Annotated in this window: 15 protein-coding genes; 10 read left to right on the plus strand and 5 right to left on the minus strand. The window is 71.0% G+C overall.

Annotated features, from left to right (window positions below):
• Nucleotides 1-61 precede the first annotated feature (61 nt).
• Nucleotides 62-1,066 carry an ABC transporter permease gene (locus tag ACLQ21_RS07065; protein ID WP_425662549.1) on the plus strand — a complete coding sequence of 335 codons (1,005 nt, stop codon included), beginning with the start codon at nucleotides 62-64 and terminating at the stop codon, nucleotides 1,064-1,066.
• 14 nt (nucleotides 1,067-1,080) lie between these two features.
• Nucleotides 1,081-2,004, plus strand: coding sequence for an ABC transporter permease (locus ACLQ21_RS07070; RefSeq protein WP_425662901.1), 924 nt, complete (start codon nucleotides 1,081-1,083; stop codon nucleotides 2,002-2,004).
• A 558-nt stretch (nucleotides 2,005-2,562) separates the two neighbouring features.
• Here ACLQ21_RS07070 and ACLQ21_RS07075 read toward each other — a convergent pair.
• Both ACLQ21_RS07075 and ACLQ21_RS07080 read right to left on the minus strand, forming a co-directional pair.
• Nucleotides 2,563-4,221: a dipeptide ABC transporter ATP-binding protein gene (locus ACLQ21_RS07075; RefSeq protein ID WP_425662550.1), complete on the minus strand. Its 1,659-nt coding sequence runs from the start codon at nucleotides 4,219-4,221 to the stop codon at nucleotides 2,563-2,565.
• A 37-nt stretch (nucleotides 4,222-4,258) separates the two neighbouring features.
• Nucleotides 4,259-5,212 (minus strand): NADP-dependent oxidoreductase, encoded by a 954-nt coding sequence (locus tag ACLQ21_RS07080; RefSeq protein ID WP_425662551.1) that lies wholly within the window; start codon nucleotides 5,210-5,212, stop codon nucleotides 4,259-4,261.
• Between the two features lie 115 nt (nucleotides 5,213-5,327).
• Here ACLQ21_RS07080 and ACLQ21_RS07085 point away from each other — a divergent pair, with 115 nt between their 5' ends.
• Nucleotides 5,328-5,999 carry a DUF998 domain-containing protein gene (locus tag ACLQ21_RS07085; RefSeq protein WP_425662552.1) on the plus strand — a complete coding sequence of 224 codons (672 nt, stop codon included), beginning with the start codon at nucleotides 5,328-5,330 and terminating at the stop codon, nucleotides 5,997-5,999.
• On the opposite strand, the gene ACLQ21_RS07090 is transcribed toward ACLQ21_RS07085, so the two are convergent.
• Together ACLQ21_RS07090 and ACLQ21_RS07095 are read right to left on the minus strand one after the other, a co-directional pair.
• Nucleotides 5,996-6,751: an alpha/beta hydrolase gene (locus ACLQ21_RS07090; protein WP_425662553.1), complete on the minus strand. Its 756-nt coding sequence runs from the start codon at nucleotides 6,749-6,751 to the stop codon at nucleotides 5,996-5,998. The genes ACLQ21_RS07085 and ACLQ21_RS07090 overlap by 4 nt on opposite strands.
• Complete coding sequence (locus tag ACLQ21_RS07095; RefSeq protein ID WP_425662554.1) at nucleotides 6,751-7,347, minus strand: YqaJ viral recombinase family protein; 597 nt, start codon at nucleotides 7,345-7,347, stop codon at nucleotides 6,751-6,753. Before ACLQ21_RS07095 ends, ACLQ21_RS07090 begins: the two co-directional genes overlap by 1 nt.
• Nucleotides 7,348-7,420: 73 nt before the next feature.
• Here ACLQ21_RS07095 and ACLQ21_RS07100 point away from each other — a divergent pair, with 73 nt between their 5' ends.
• The 7 genes from ACLQ21_RS07100 to ACLQ21_RS07130 all read left to right on the plus strand — a co-directional run bounded on the left by ACLQ21_RS07100 (nucleotide 7,421) and on the right by ACLQ21_RS07130 (nucleotide 14,199).
• Nucleotides 7,421-8,428 (plus strand): phosphotransferase enzyme family protein, encoded by a 1,008-nt coding sequence (locus tag ACLQ21_RS07100; protein ID WP_425662555.1) that lies wholly within the window; start codon nucleotides 7,421-7,423, stop codon nucleotides 8,426-8,428.
• Nucleotides 8,429-8,516: 88 nt separating this feature from the next.
• Nucleotides 8,517-9,260 (plus strand): response regulator transcription factor, encoded by a 744-nt coding sequence (locus tag ACLQ21_RS07105; RefSeq protein ID WP_164877027.1) that lies wholly within the window; start codon nucleotides 8,517-8,519, stop codon nucleotides 9,258-9,260.
• A gap of 30 nt (nucleotides 9,261-9,290) precedes the next feature.
• Nucleotides 9,291-10,817, plus strand: a complete 1,527-nt coding sequence (locus ACLQ21_RS07110) for a sensor histidine kinase (RefSeq protein WP_425662556.1) — start codon at nucleotides 9,291-9,293, stop codon at nucleotides 10,815-10,817.
• Between the two features lie 220 nt (nucleotides 10,818-11,037).
• On the plus strand, nucleotides 11,038-11,556 hold the full coding sequence (gene rplJ / locus ACLQ21_RS07115) for a 50S ribosomal protein L10 (RefSeq protein ID WP_425662557.1): 519 nt from the start codon (nucleotides 11,038-11,040) through the stop codon (nucleotides 11,554-11,556).
• A 32-nt stretch (nucleotides 11,557-11,588) separates the two neighbouring features.
• The gene (gene rplL / locus ACLQ21_RS07120; protein WP_425662558.1) at nucleotides 11,589-11,972 is read left to right on the plus strand and encodes a 50S ribosomal protein L7/L12; all 384 of its coding nucleotides are present in this window, start codon (nucleotides 11,589-11,591) and stop codon (nucleotides 11,970-11,972) included.
• A 73-nt stretch (nucleotides 11,973-12,045) separates the two neighbouring features.
• Nucleotides 12,046-12,258, plus strand: coding sequence for a helix-hairpin-helix domain-containing protein (locus tag ACLQ21_RS07125; RefSeq protein WP_425662559.1), 213 nt, complete (start codon nucleotides 12,046-12,048; stop codon nucleotides 12,256-12,258).
• Nucleotides 12,259-12,351: 93 nt separating this feature from the next.
• Nucleotides 12,352-14,199 (plus strand): ABC transporter ATP-binding protein, encoded by a 1,848-nt coding sequence (locus ACLQ21_RS07130; protein WP_425662560.1) that lies wholly within the window; start codon nucleotides 12,352-12,354, stop codon nucleotides 14,197-14,199.
• Between the two features lie 7 nt (nucleotides 14,200-14,206).
• On the opposite strand, the gene ACLQ21_RS07135 is transcribed toward ACLQ21_RS07130, so the two are convergent.
• Entirely contained in the window at nucleotides 14,207-14,578 is a 372-nt protein-coding gene (locus ACLQ21_RS07135; protein ID WP_425662561.1) for an MGMT family protein, read from the minus strand.
• Nucleotides 14,579-14,611: the final 33 nt, after the last annotated feature.

Here is a 14,611-nt window from a genome sequence, read left to right on the forward strand (position 1 = left end):
GCCACGAACGGCCCGCGGCACGCGTGCGCCGCCCGAAGTCCGCCCTCGACGGAGAGACCACGTGCTGAGAACCATCGGCAGACGACTGCTGCTGCTGATCCCGACGCTGTTCGGCCTGACCGTGCTGCTGTTCGTCTGGGTGCGGTCGCTACCCGGCGGGCCGGCTTCCGCGCTGCTCGGCGAGCGGGCCACGCCTGAGGCGGTCGAGCGCATCAACGAGGCCTACGGCTTCAATCGGCCGCTGCCCGAGCAGTACATCACCTGGCTCGGCAAGCTCCTGCAGGGCGACTTCGGCAACTCGATCGAGACGCGCAGGCCGGTGCTCGAGGAGTTCGTCAACCGGTTCCCGGCCACGTTCGAGCTCGCCATCGTGGCGCTCATCCTCGCGGTCGGCATCGGTGTGCCGCTCGGCTACTGGGCTGCGCGCCACCACGGCAAGTGGATCGACAACCTCTCCGTCACCGGCAGCCTCATCGGCATCACGATCCCGGTGTTCTTCCTGGCCTTCATGCTCAAGTACGTCTTCGCGGTGCAGCTGGGCTGGCTGCCGTCCACGGGCCGGCAGGACAGGGAGATCGATGCGACGCACGTGACCGGCTTCTTCGTGCTCGACGGACTGCTCACTGGCGAGCTCGACGCATCCATCAACGCCATCGTGCACCTGCTGCTCCCCGCCATCGCGCTCGCCACCATCCCGCTGGCGATCATCGTGCGCATCACCCGCGCCTCGGTGCTCGAGGTCGTGAACGCGGACTATGTGCGCACGGGCCGGGCCAAGGGCGTCTCGCGCGAAGTCATCCGCAACCGCTTCGTGCTTCGCAACGCGATGCTGCCCGTCGTGACGACGATCGGCCTGCAGGCCGGTCTGCTGATCTCCGGCGCAGTGCTCACCGAGACCGTGTTCGCCTTCCCCGGCATCGGCGCCTTCATGAAGGACGCGATCTTCGCCCGCGACTTCGCGGTGCTGCAGGGATTCGTGCTGTTCATCGCGATCTCCTACGCGCTCATCAACCTGCTGGTCGACATCTCGTACAGCATCATCGACCCCCGAGTGAGGATCCAGTGAGCGCCGCAGAGGCCATGCCCACCATCGCGTCGCCGGAGGGCGACGGCGGAGCGAGCGCGCCTCGCCGAAGCGGCAGCTTCTGGGGCGATGTCCTGCGCCGCGTGCGTCGCAACCCGGCGGCATGGATCGGCGCCGTCGTCATCGCGGCGTTCGTGCTCGTCGCGGTGCTCGCGCCGTGGCTCGCGCCGTACCCGGAGCTCGCGACCCCGGGTCGCGAGTACCTTCGGCCGACGTCGCTGCCGGGCATCGGCGAGATCCCCGGCTTCCCGCTCGGGATCGACCGCTTCGGCGGGGATGTCGTCTCGAAGCTCATCTGGGGCGCGCAGGCCTCGCTCATCATCGGCATCGCCTCGACGTTCTTCGGGCTCGTCGGCGGCATGGTGCTCGGGGCGCTCGCCGGCGCGTTCGGCGGATGGGTCGACACGATCGTCATGCGTGTCGTCGACATCCTGCTGTCGGTCCCGCACCTGCTGCTCGCGGTCTCGATCGCCGCGGTCCTCGGCCGCACCCCGCTCGCCATCATGATCGCGATCGGCGTCGCGCAGGTGCCGATCTTCGCGCGCCTCCTGCGCTCGTCGATGCTCGGCCAGCGCGGCTCCGACTACGTGCTCGCGGCACGCACGCTGGGCCTCGGCACCGGCCGCATCACGATGTCGCACCTGCTGCCGAACTCGGTCGGGCCGGTCATCGTGCAGGCGACCCTGACGCTCGCGACGGCCGTCATCGACGCAGCGGCGCTGTCGTTCCTCGGTCTGGGCGGCGCGCGCCCGGAGGCGGCCGAGTGGGGGCGCATGCTCACCTACGCCCAGTTCGAGCTCGCGATCGCGCCGTCGCTGGCCTTCCTGCCCGGCATCTGCATCATGATCACGGCGCTGGGCTTCACGCTGCTGGGCGAGGCGCTCCGCGAGGCGATGGACCCGCGCACCCGCAAGCGCTGACCGGTACCGCAGCCCGCCCCGCGTGCCGCGTCCGCGCTGAGTGGTCACTCCGGTGGCTGAGTGGTCAAGTCCACGCCTGAGTGGTCACTTCGGTGGATGAGTGGTCAAGTCCGCGCCTGAGTGGTCACTCCGGTCGGTGAGTGGTCACGTCCGCGGGTGAGTGGTCGCTCCGGTCGGTGAGTGGTCGCTCCGGCAGGTGAGTAGTGCCGCCGGTGGGTGACTCGCGCGTGCAGCTGCCGGTCTGGGAGGCGGTGATCACGCAACGCATCCGGGAAGTGGGTGAGGGGTACGGACGGTGACTGATGTTCTGTGGGTGCCTCACGGCATCCCTGCCCAACCGTGGATGCTCGAAGGTGCCACTCACCTGCGAGAAGCGAGCACTCACGTGCAGGAGTGACGACTTACGTGCTGGAGGGACCGCTCACGTCCGGGGTGACCACTCACCCGCGGAAGTGACCACTCACGAGCGGGAGTGACCACTCAGCCGCGGGAGTGACCACTCACCCGCGGGAGTGACCACTCACCTGCGGGAGTGACCACTCACCCGGGGAGTGACCGTCAGCTCGCGATCTTGAGCTCGTTGCCGGGGATCGACGCGAGCAGTCGTCGCGTGTAGGGGTCGCGCGGGTTGGTGAAGATCTCCTCCGACGTCGCGGCCTCGACGAGCCTGCCGTTCTGCATCACGGCGACGTAGTCGCTGATGAGCCGCACGACCGCGAGGTCGTGCGAGATGAAGAGGTAGCTGAGCCCGAGGTCGCGCTGCAGGTCGCCCAGCAGCCGCAGGATCTGGTCCTGCACGAGCACGTCGAGCGCCGAGACCGGCTCATCGCAGACGATGACGTCGGGGGAGAGGGCGAGCGCCCGCGCGATCGCGACGCGCTGGCGCTGTCCGCCCGAGAGCTCGGAGGGGTAGCGTCGCGCCATGTCGGTCGGTAGCGCCACCTGGTCGAGCAGCTCGCGCACGCGCCGCTGCCGCTCAGCCTTCGATCCCTTGTTGTAGAACGACAGCGGCTCGTCGATGATCCGCTCGATCGTGAACATCGGGTTCAGCGACGAGTAGGGGTCCTGGAACACCGGCTGCACCCGCTGGCGGAACGACTTCTGCTCCTCGCGCGAGAGCGAGAACACATCCTTGCCCTCGAAGCGCACCGTGCCGCTCGTCGGCTCGAAGGCCTTCAGCAGCATCCGCGCCGCGGTCGTCTTCCCGGAGCCCGACTCGCCCACGATCGAGACGGTCGTGCCGCGCGGCACCTTGAGGCTGATGTCATCGACGGCGACGAAGGGCTCCCGCCGCCCGCGCACGTGGAACTCCTTCCTCACGTTCTCGAACTCGACGATGATGTCGGATGCGTTGCGCGGCACCGAGACGGTGGGTCGCCCCTCGGTGAGGGCGAAGTCCTCAGGACGCAAGCGCGCCATCGCCACTGACGGCGCGGCCGCCACGAGCGACTGCGTGTACGGGTGCTGCGGCGACTCGAGGATCTGCTTCGCAGGTCCCTGCTCGACGACCCGGCCGCGGTGCATGACCACGACCCGCTGCGCACGCTCCGCGGCGAGACCGAGGTCGTGCGTGATGAGCAGCACGGCGGTGCCGAGCTCCTTCGTCATGGTGTCGAGCTGATCCAGGATGGTGCGCTGCACCGTCACGTCGAGCGCGCTCGTCGGCTCGTCGGCGATGAGCAGCTGTGGCCGGCAGGCCAGCCCGATCGCGATGAGCGCGCGCTGGCGCATGCCGCCGGAGAACTCGTGCGGGTACTGCTTGGCGCGCTCGGCGGCATTCGGGAGGCCCGCGGCCTCGAGCGTCTCGACCACCTTCGCGTCGACGTTGCGACGGTCGGCGAGGCCGTGCGCGAGGAGCGTCTCCGCCACCTGCGAGCCGATGCGGGCGACCGGGTTGAGGTTCGACATCGGGTCCTGCGGCACGAGACCGATGCGCCGACCGCGCACCTTCCGCATCGCGGTCTCGTTCGCCCCCACGAGCTCCTCGCCGTCGAGGCGCACGCTGCCCGCGGTGATGCGGCCGTTGCCCGACAGCAGGCCGATGATCGCCATCGCCGTCGTCGACTTGCCCGAGCCCGACTCGCCCACGATCGCGAGCGTCTCGCCCGCGCCCAGCGTGATGTCCGCCTCGTGCACGGCCGTGACCACGCCGTCCTGGGTCGTGAACTCCACCTTGAGTCCGGAGACCTCCAGCAGCGGCTTCTTCGCGTCGCTCATGCGACCATCCTGCACTGCCCCGACGGCTTTCGGTGGATCAGCGGACCTTCAGCACCAGCTTGCCGCGCACATGCCCGCCCTGCAGCACCGAGAACGCCTCGTGCACCTGGGCGAGCGGGTAGACGTGCTGCACCTCGACGCGCACGTCGCCGGCGTCGATCAGGCGGCCGATGATGCCGAGGTTCGAGCCGTCCGACTCCACCTTCACCGACGACGCGCGCAGCCCGCGCGCGGCCGCGGCGGACGCGTACTCGGGCCAGGACCCGGTCGGCACGTTCAGGTAGAGGCCGCCGTGCTTGAGCACGTCGAGCGAGCGGGTGCCCGTCTCCGCCGAGACGTTGCCCACCAGGTCGACGACGACGTCGACCTTCTGCAGCGCGTCCTCGAATCGCTGCTGCGTGTAGTCGACGACCTCGTCGGCCCCGAGCGAGCGCGCGAAGTCGACGTTGCGGGTCGAGACGGTGGTCGCGACCTGCGCGCCGAAGTACTTCGCGAACTGCACGGCGAAGTGGCCGACACCGCCGGCGCCCGCGTGGATCAGGATGCGCTGCCCGGCGCGGGCCTTCGCGACCCGCACGACGGCGTCCCAGGCGGTGAGGGCGGCGCACGGCACGGCGGCGGCCTGCTCGAAGGTGAGCGACTCCGGCTTGAGCGCGAGCGCGAGGCTCGGCACGACGGCCTGCTCCGCGTAGGAGCCGCGCGTGCGCCAGTGGTTGACGATGCCGTAGACGGCGTCGCCGGGCTGCAGGTCGTGCGCCTCGTAGGGCGCCTCCGCGACCACGCCGGCGACGTCGCCGCCCGGGATCCAGGGCAGCAGCGGCTCGACGGCCTTCGCGGCGCCCTTGCCGATCACCGTCTTGAAGTCGATGGGATTCATGCCCGCCGCGTGGACGTCGACGACCACCTCGGTGCCGAGCTTCAGCGGGGCCTCCGTCTCGCCGACCTCCACCTGCTCCGTCGGCCCGAACTCCCGCACCAGTACTGCTCGCATCGCACGTCCCTCCACGTGCCACGACGCTAGCGCACACGTGTGACGGGCAGATGTCGGGATGACGACGTGTGACGACGGCGCGCGCCGTGCGGCGCCGCGCGGCTACAGTGCTCGTGTGCTCCAGCGCCGCAGCCGTGCCGATGCCGTCGTCGCCTCGCTCTCCGTCGCGAGCCTCGTCGCCGGCGCCATCGTGATCGGCGTCGCCCGCGTGCAGCTCGGCATCTACCTCTACATCTCCGAGCTCGGCGCGCTGACGATGCCGACGGCCGGCCTCTTTCAGGCGGGGTTCGTGCTCGTCGTCGCCGGCATCCTGCTGGTCGGCGTGATCGTGCGCGACGTGCGATCCCGGGTGCCGCTGCTGCGCGGCTGGGCGCCAGCGGCCTCCCTCGTCACGGCCGGCGGGCTCTTCCTCGTCGCGGCCGCCGTGCCGTGCTCGCTCGGCTGCCCGTCGCTGCTGACCGCCGAGGCGCAGTGGCGCGACTGGGTGCACATCGCCGCGGCCGTGCTCGGGTTCGCGGCGGGGTGCGTCGCGATGCTGCAGTTCGCTACCGCGAGCGACCGCTGGGTCGCGCGGCTGTCGACCGTCGGCGGGCTCGCGGTCGCGCTCATCGCCGCGACCGGCGGCATCATCTCGCTGGCGCGCGGCAACACCGACGTGGGGTCGACGCTCGAGTACGTGGCGGCAGGCCTCGGCATCGTGTGGATGCTCGCGATGGTGACGGTGCACGCCGCGCCGCTCCGGGCATCCGTCACGCCGCGGTCGGTGCTCGTCGAGACGGCGCGCTAGCGGATTCCCACCAGGAAGCTGCCCAGCTGCTGCCGGAACCACGTGAACATCGCGGCCTCGCCGTCGTCCCGGGCGGGGGAGATCAGCATCCGGCAGCCGAGCTCGTGGCGCCACGCCTCCGCGATGTGCAGCGGATGCACCGGGTCACGAGGGCTGCCGAGCACCACGGCGGGAGCGGGGATGCGGAGCTCGCCGGGCCGGTAGCCGACGTTGCGCGGGATCTCGAGCAGACGGATGCGACGCTCGGCCGCGAGCGGCTGCGTCAGCTGCTCCTCGATGCCGTGCGCGTGCGCGAGCGACTCGTGCGCGATCGCCCGCCATGCCCCCGAGCGGTGCAGCTCGGCGATCGCGCGCCGGGGGCGGTGCTCCTCGAGGAGCCGCCCCAGCAGCGGGAAGATCGCGAGGTTCGGGGGCAGCGGCTCGGTCGTGAAGGCCGGCCGCACGAGCGCGACGCGATCGAGCGGGAACCGCCCCGAGCGGGCGATGCTCGCGGCGAGCGCCGCGCCGAGCGAGACGCCGACGATCGACACGGGTGAGCCGTCGCCGGCCTCCTCCCGCCGGCGCTCGAGGTCGTCCGCGACCTCGCCGGCGAGCGCCTCGAGCGCGAAGTCGTCGGGCTCGCCGATGAGCGGGTTGCTGCCGTGCGCGCGGAGGTCGGGCGCGAGCACCCGCACGCCGGCGGGCACCGCGCCCTCGAGGTAGGCGCGCATCGCACCCGACTCCGACCCGAGCCCGTGGATCGCGAGCAGCATCAGCCGCGCAGCAGCTCGAGCAGCCGATCCGCGCGGTCGACGAGCATCGCGATCTCGTCCTCGTCGCGCTCCACCCACACGTGCTTGGGTGGACCGACGGGCACGAACTCGCTGTGCTGCTCCCAGACGAAGAGCGTGCGCTCCGCGCCCAGCACGTACTGCTGCCACCAGATCTGCCGCAGGTACTGCTTCGGCACCCGGTCGAACGCCTTCGACGTCGTCTTGATCTCGGCGAGCACCGCGCCGTCATCGCTGATGCAGTCGGGGGTCGCGAGGTGCCGGCGGTCGGGCACCGAGTGGAACAGCGCATCCGACGGCACGAGCGAGAAGTGGTCGTGCACCCAGCTCGCGATGTGCGGCTCGCGGGCGCGCCCGTGGTCGGTGAAGGCGTTGCCGGAGAACCCGCGGATGCCCATCTTCTCGCGCGCGACGGCGACGACCGCGGCCGAGGTGCTCAGCCGCGCGGCGTCGGTCGCGGTGACGCCCCGGGAGCGGGCGCGGAGCCATGCGATGCGGTCGCTCGAGCGAGCCACGATGCGGCTCGTGTGCCCCAGCACCGTCGGCTCATCGCCGAAGATGTCGAGCTGGAGCTGCATGGCTCCATCGTCCCACGGCGGACCGACGCGGCGCGCTCGCCTCGCCCGCGCCGCGACGTGGTGGGATGGCGGCGTGGATGACCGCTACGACGAGCGCAGCGAGGCCGAGCAGATCGATGCGCTGCGCCCGATCGCGCTGCGCGCGGCCGACGCGTTCGGCCTCGACGTCGAGCGCATGGAGGTCGTGCTGCACGCCTACAACACCACGTTCGCGGTCGACGCGGCCGACGGGCGCCGGTTCGCGCTGCGAGTGGGCACCAACTCGCACAGCACGCTCGCGAATGCGCTCGCCCAGCAGGCGTGGGTGCGCGCGATCGCCGAGCAGACCGACGTGGTCGTGCCGGTGCCGCTGCGGACGCCCGACGACCGTTGGGCCGTCGAGGTGGATGCGCCGGTGCTCGGTCGCGCAGCGCTCGTCACGATCGCGAGCTGGCTCGACGGCGACGATGCCGACGCGCTCACGGCTGACGCCGCTCGCGCGCTCGGACGGACGATGGCGACCCTCCACGCGCATGCCGCCGGATGGTCGCTGCCGCCCGGCGGCGCGCTGCCGCGCTTCGACATCCCGCTGTTCGGCGACGAGGACGCGCTCGATCGCGCCCCAGGACTGTCAGCCGACGACCGCTCGGTGCTCACGCTCGCCCGTGCGCGGACGGGCGAGGTCTTCGAGCGCCTGCATCGCGGCGCGCGGCTGCGGCCGCTGCACGCCGACCTCCACGGCGGCAACCTGAAGTGGCGCGAGGGGCGGCTGGCGGTGTTCGACTTCGACGACGCCGGGCTCGGGCTGCCGGCGCTCGATCTCGCGATCTCGGCGTTCTACCTGCGCGCCGACGACCCGGTGCAGGAGGAGTCGATGATCGAGGGCTACGCCGAGGTCGCGCCGCTGCCGCGGATCGGCCCGGCCGACTTCGAGGCGCTCGTGGCCGCGCGCCAGCTGCTGCTCGCCAACAGCCTGCTCGTGACGACCACCGCCGACCTCCGTGCCCAGGCGGAGGACTACACCCGCGTCTCCGTCGCCAGGCTCCGGCACTGGCTCGCGACCGGACGCTTCACGCGGGCACTGCCGGACGCATCCGTCTGACGCCCTACCGAACGTGATTGCAAGCACACAGGAAGTCCACAGAGTACGGTCGGATCTACCCACAGGAGACTCTGGCCGAATGGATGGCATGACCGATACCGCTCAGCAGCAGCTGCGTGCGCAGCCCCGCCTCACGCGCCCGGACGGATCCCCCATCCGCGTCGTCGTCGTCGACGACGAGCAGAGCCTCGCCGACCTCGTCGCCATGGGCCTCAAGTACGAGGGCTGGGACGTGAAGACCGCCGCCAACGGCCAGCAGGCGCTGCAGGCCGTTCGCGAGTTCCGCCCGGACGCCGTCGTGCTCGACATCATGCTCCCCGACATCGACGGACTCACCGTCCTCCAGCGCCTCCGCTCCGCGGGCTTCGACGTGCCCGTCCTCTTCCTCACCGCGAAGGACTCGCTCGACGACCGCGTCGCCGGGCTCACCGCCGGCGGCGACGACTACGTGACGAAGCCGTTCGGCCTCGAGGAGGTCGTCGCGCGGCTGCGAGGGCTCATCCGCCGCACCGCGCAGACCGCCGAGGAGTCGAGCGTGCTCTGGGTCGGCGACCTGATGATGGATGAGGACTCCTACGAGGTGCGCCGCGGCGGCCAGCAGGTCGACCTCACCGCCACCGAGTTCGAGCTGCTCCGCTACCTCATGCGCAACCCGCGTCGGGTGCTCTCGAAGGCGCAGATCCTCGACCGCGTGTGGTCGTACGACTTCGGGGGCCGGGCGAGCGTCGTCGAGCTGTACATCTCGTACTTGCGCAAGAAGATCGACACGCTCGGCCCGCCGATGATCCACACCGTCCGCGGCGTGGGCTACCAGCTGCGCGCCGCCGAGTGAGCGCTCCTGCGTGAACCGAGCCCGGCGCCCGTGACCGTTGACACGTCGAACCACCAGGCCAGGCGCATCCAGAACCCGTCGTCGTGGTCGCTGCGGCGACGGCTGCTGGTGGTCGTCGTCGCGCTGTTCGCGCTGCTCACCGCCGCCGTCGCGATCGCGAGCGTCATGACGATGCGCGTCGTGCTCGAGACGCGCGTCGACGAGCAGCTGACGGAGATCTCGCAGCGCACGGCAGTCGACGTCGAGCGGTTCCTCTCGACCGGCACCCAGGCGTCGCTCGACCCGCGAGTGCCGGCGGGCACCCTCATCGCGGTGCAGCAGGGCGACCGGCTGGTGCAGGCGTTCACCACCACGAGCAGCGGGCAGCAGCGCGGCCTCAGTGAGCTCGACGAGGCGGCCGTCATCTCGACGCAGGCCGGCGGCATCGTCAACGAGGCGCTCCCGAGCGGGGGCACCTACCGGGTGATCGCGCACGACCTGGGCAACGACGTGCGCGTGATCGTCGGCCTCTCGCTCTCCGACACCAACCAGACGCTCGCCGCGCTCGCGTTCGTCATCGCCGTGTCGGCCTTCGCCGCGGTCACGATCGTGCTGATGCTCGGCGACATGATCATCCGCCGCGCGCTGCGGCCGCTCACCGCCGTCATCGCCACCACCGAGCGCATCTCGCAGCTGCCGCTCGCCTCCGGCGACGCGCAGCTCACGAACCGCGTGCGCATCGAGGAGCCCGCCTCCGAGGTCGGCCGCGTGCAGGAGAGCATGAACCGCATGCTCACGCACATCCAGGAGGCGTTCGACGCGCGCTCCGCGAGCGAGAAGCGCGTGCGCCAGTTCGTCGCCGACGCCTCGCACGAGCTGCGGACCCCGCTCGCGGCGGTGCGCGGCTACGCGGAGGTGACGCGCAAGCACGACGGCGACCTGCGGCCCGACTCCCGGGAGTCGCTCGAGCGCATCGAGGCGGCGGCCGTCCGCATGCAGGCGCTCGTCGACGACCTGCTGCTGCTCGCCCGGCTCGACGAGGGCCGCGAGCTGCAGCAGGGCGAGGTCGACCTGTCGCTGCTCGTGGTCGAGTCGGTCGCCGACGCGCAGGCGGCCGGCCGCTCGCATCCGATCGCGCTCGAGCTGCCGGGGGAGCCGTTGACGGTCGCGGGCGACGCGCTGCGGCTGCAGCAGGTGATCGCCAACCTGCTCGCGAACGCGCGCGTGCACACGCCCGAAGGCACCGCGATCGACGTCACGCTGCGTGCCGAGGGTCCGGATGCGGTGCTGCAGATCGTCGACGCCGGTCCCGGCATCCCGCTCGACCAGCAGCGCACCGTCTTCGAGCGCTTCGCCCGCGGCGACTCGTCGCGCTCGCGAGCGACCGGCTCATCGGGGCTCGGGCTCGCGATCGTGCGGGCGCTCGTCGACGCGCACCACGGCTCGATCGACCTCGAGAGCCGGCCCGGCCGCACCGCGTTCACCGTGCGGCTGCCCCGATGGAACGCGGGGTCGGATGCGCGGCGCGGCCACCCGGCGCAGGTCCAGACCACCCCGGATCGCGGTGAGGCGCCGTGACCGGTTTGCGTCGTGCATCCGCCATGCCGTAGTCTGATCCCATACCAAAGACCGCTGGTCGCTGGTGCGTGCTCGGAAGGGCGTGCAGCAGTCGAAGGCTCGCCCAGGAGCGACGTCCCGCGCAGGTGTGACACCCCGTCGAGGGTCGAGCTCCGTGCGCGTGCGCCGGAGCTCTTTTCATGTTCGAGCCAGGGAAGCCAGCAACGACGCAAGGAGCACCATGGCGAACAAGGAAGCTGCGGTCGCCGAGCTCTCGAACCTCTTCGAGACCTCGAACGCCGTTCTGCTGACCGAGTACCGCGGTCTCACCGTCGGCCAGCTGAAGACGCTGCGCCGCAACATCAGTGAGCACGCAACGTACGCCGTGGTGAAGAACACGCTCACCAAGATCGCAGCCAACAACGCCGGCATCTCGGCGTTCGACGAGTCGCTTGTCGGCCCGTCGGCGATCGCATTCGTGCACGGCGACCCTGTCGCTGTCGCGAAGGAGCTGCGTGCCTTCGCCAAGGCGAACCCGGCGCTCGTGGTCAAGGACGGTTTCTTCGACGGGAACCCGCTCACGGCCGACGACGTCAACAAGCTCGCCGATCTCGAGTCCCGTGAGGTGCTGCTGGCCAAGCTGGCCGGTGCCTTCAAGGCCTCGCTCTTCGGCGCTGCCTACATGTTCAACGCTCCGCTCGCACAGGCCGTTCGCACGGTCGACGCGCTGCGGATCAAGCAGGAGTCCGCGGCCGAATAGGCCCGGTCTGAACCAGAAACAAGGAGAAGACGATGGCAAAGCTGTCGACTGACGAGCTGCTCGAGCAGTTCAAGGAGCTCACCCTCATCGAGCTCAGCGAGTTCGTGAAGGCGTTCGAGGAGACCTTCGAGGTCACCGCCGCCGCCCCGGTCGCCGCCGCCGCTGCCCCCGCAGCTGCTGCTGCCGCCGAGGAGGTCGAGGAGAAGACGGACTTCGACGTCGTCCTCGAGGCCGCCGGTTCGAGCAAGATCCAGGTCATCAAGGTCGTCCGTTCGCTGACGTCCCTCGGCCTCGGCGAGGCCAAGGCACTCGTCGACGGTGCACCCGCGACGGTGCTCGAGGGCGCCAAGAAGGAGGACGCCGAGAAGGCGAAGGCTGACCTCGAAGAGGTCGGCGCGACGGTCACCGTCAAGTAGCCTTCCCGCACCACCACGAAGGGCCGCATCCGAGAGGGTGCGGCCCTTCGTCGTCGGCGGGATGATCGACGGCATGGCATCGACGCATCCGCCGTCTCCCGCCGGTGACCTCCCGAGCATCGGCCGGCCCGCTGCTCGCGCGCTGCGGGAGCAGGGCGTCTCGACGCTCGAGCACGTCGCCCAGTGGCGCGAGGCCGACCTGCTCGCGCTGCACGGCGTCGGGCCGAAGGCTGTCGCGATCCTGCGGGCGGCGCTCGCGTCGGCTGGGCTCGGCTTCCGGCCCTGATGGCGGTGGTCGCCGCGGGACAGTGAGACCGCGCCCGCACGCGTGGACCGCACGCGGCGATCCGCGTCCCCGCCCGGCGCTACGGTTGACCCGATGAGCATGATGGGTGGCCGCGGCGGGCGCGTGGCGATGCGTGACGAGGCGGCGCAGAAGGCGGCGAACGCGGACGCGCCGGACGTGCCCGACCTCGGCAGGCGCATCGTCGCGCTGTTCGCGCCGCACAAGCCGGCGCTCATCCTCACGATCGTGCTCGTGATCGTCGTCGCCACGATCTCGGTGTTCCCGCCGCTGCTGACGCAGCGCGTGTTCGACGAGGCGCTCTTCCCGCAGGAGGGCGGCCCCGACCTGCAGCTGCTGTGGGTGCTGGTCGGCACGATGGTGGCGCTGCTGATCGCCGCCAACCTGATCGGCGTCTGGCAGACCTGGATCACCTCGCGGGTCGGCAACCGGGTGATGGGCGAGCTCCGGAACGCCCTGTTCGACCGCCTGCAGGGCATGGAGCTCGCGTTCTTCACCCGCACGAAGACAGGAGTCATCCAGTCGCGACTGCAGAACGACGTCGGCGGCGTCGCGAACGTGCTCTCGAACACCGTCTCGTCGGTCGTGGGCAACACGGTCACCGTCATCGCGAGCCTCGTGACGATGCTCATCCTGTCGTGGCAGCTCACGATCGTCGCCGTGCTGCTCACGCCGCTGCTCGTGCTGCTCCAGCGCCGCGTCGGCCAGGTGCGCGCGCGCATCGCCACGAAGACGCAGGAGTCGCTGAGCGACATGACGGCCATCACGCAGGAGTCGCTGTCGGTGTCGGGGATCCTGCTCGCGAAGGCGTTCGGACGCCAGGCCGACGAGTCGAACCGCTACCGCGCCGAGAACGACCGCCAGATCGATCTGCAGGTGCGGCTCACGATGAGCGGCCAGACGTTCTTCGCGCTCGTCTCCATCTTCATCTCCATCCTGCCCGCGGTCGTCTACCTCATCGCCGGCTTCCTCATCACCGGTGGGGATGCGGGCGTCACCGCAGGAACCCTCGTCGCGTTCACCACGGTGCAGGCGCGACTGCTCATGCCGCTCATGGGACTGCTGCGGGTCGCGCTCGACCTGCAGACCTCCGGAGCGCTGTTCGCGCGCATCTTCGAGTACATGGACCTCAAGCCCGCGATCGAGCCGCCCGCCGACCCGAAGCCGCTCGACCCCGCTCGGCTCGGCGAGGTCGAGTTCGACGACGTCGAGTTCCACTACCCCGACGCGAAGGACGGCGAGCGGGCCACGCTCGACGGCGTCTCGTTCCAGCTGCGGCCGGGCACCTTCGCCGCCTTCGTCGGCCCTTCCGGCGCCGGCAAGACCACGATCGGCTACCTGCTGCCCCGCTTGCACGAGGCGACCGCGGGCGCCGTGCGCTTCGCGGGCGTCGACGTGCGCGAGCTCGACCCCGACGCGCTCACCGACAACATCGGCATCGTGAGCCAGGAGCCGTACCTGTTCCACGCATCCATCGCCGAGAACCTCCGCTACGCGAAGCCCGATGCGACCGACGACGAGCTCGACGCCGCCACCCGCGCCGCGAGCATCTACGACACGATCCACCGCTTCCCCGACGGCTACGACACGATCGTCGGCGAGCGCGGCTACCGCCTCTCCGGCGGCGAGAAGCAGCGCATCGCGATCGCGCGCGTGCTTCTGAAGGATCCCGCGGTGCTCGTGCTCGACGAGGCCACGAGCGCGCTCGACACCGTCTCTGAGCGCATCGTGCAGGCCGCGCTCGACGAGGCTGCCCGCGGCCGCACGACGCTCGCGATCGCGCACCGGCTCTCGACCATCCGCCACGCCGACGTCATCTTCGTCATCGACGCCGGCCAGGTCGTCGAGCAGGGCACGCACGACGAGCTGCTCGCGCGCGGCGGCACCTACGCGACGCTGTTCGCGCAGCAGGCGCGCGGCTGACCGAGGCTCAGACGGATGCGTCGACGGCGTCCGGGTCCGGCAGGTCGGCGATCGCCGTCCGCCACGCGCGCGCGAGCGCATCCGCGTCGACGACGAAGTCCGCGTAGCGGCAGCCGAGCCCGTTCGGCTTCACCCGGATGCCCTCCGCGTCCCAGTGGGGGAGTGCCCGCGGCAGCAGCCCGGGCGGCAGGTCGCCCGCGGCGTTCGTGATGCGCCACCAGCTGACGTCGTGCCCGTAGGCCTTCATGATCGAGCCCACCTGCCGCGGCCCGATGCCGCAGACGGCGGCGATCGCGCCGTACGAGGCGACGCGCCCAGGAGGCACCTGCTCGACGCAGCGCAGCACCCGCTCGATCACGAGCTCACGCTTGGCGTCCACGCCCCCATCCTGCCCGCTCGCCACCCTGCTGCG

The sequence above is a fragment of the Agrococcus sp. DT81.2 genome, from assembly GCF_049844935.1.
Taxonomy (GTDB): Bacteria; Actinomycetota; Actinomycetes; order Actinomycetales; family Microbacteriaceae; genus Agrococcus.

Bases quoted from the DNA above. Each gene is read 5' to 3' on its own strand.
- rplL (WP_425662558.1), top strand. From the start codon at position 11,589: ATGGCAAAGCTGTCGACTGACGAGCTGCTCGAGCAGTTCAAGGAGCTC.
- ACLQ21_RS07130 (WP_425662560.1), top strand. From the start codon at position 12,352: ATGAGCATGATGGGTGGCCGCGGCGGGCGCGTGGCGATGCGTGACGAG.
- rplJ (WP_425662557.1), top strand. From the start codon at position 11,038: ATGGCGAACAAGGAAGCTGCGGTCGCCGAGCTCTCGAACCTCTTCGAG.
- ACLQ21_RS07075 (WP_425662550.1), bottom strand. From the start codon at position 4,221: ATGAGCGACGCGAAGAAGCCGCTGCTGGAGGTCTCCGGACTCAAGGTG.
- ACLQ21_RS07095 (WP_425662554.1), bottom strand. From the start codon at position 7,347: ATGCAGCTCCAGCTCGACATCTTCGGCGATGAGCCGACGGTGCTGGGG.
- ACLQ21_RS07125 (WP_425662559.1), top strand. From the start codon at position 12,046: ATGGCATCGACGCATCCGCCGTCTCCCGCCGGTGACCTCCCGAGCATC.
- ACLQ21_RS07090 (WP_425662553.1), bottom strand. From the start codon at position 6,751: ATGCTGCTCGCGATCCACGGGCTCGGGTCGGAGTCGGGTGCGATGCGC.
- ACLQ21_RS07080 (WP_425662551.1), bottom strand. From the start codon at position 5,212: ATGCGAGCAGTACTGGTGCGGGAGTTCGGGCCGACGGAGCAGGTGGAG.
- ACLQ21_RS07070 (WP_425662901.1), top strand. From the start codon at position 1,081: ATGCCCACCATCGCGTCGCCGGAGGGCGACGGCGGAGCGAGCGCGCCT.
- ACLQ21_RS07105 (WP_164877027.1), top strand. From the start codon at position 8,517: ATGACCGATACCGCTCAGCAGCAGCTGCGTGCGCAGCCCCGCCTCACG.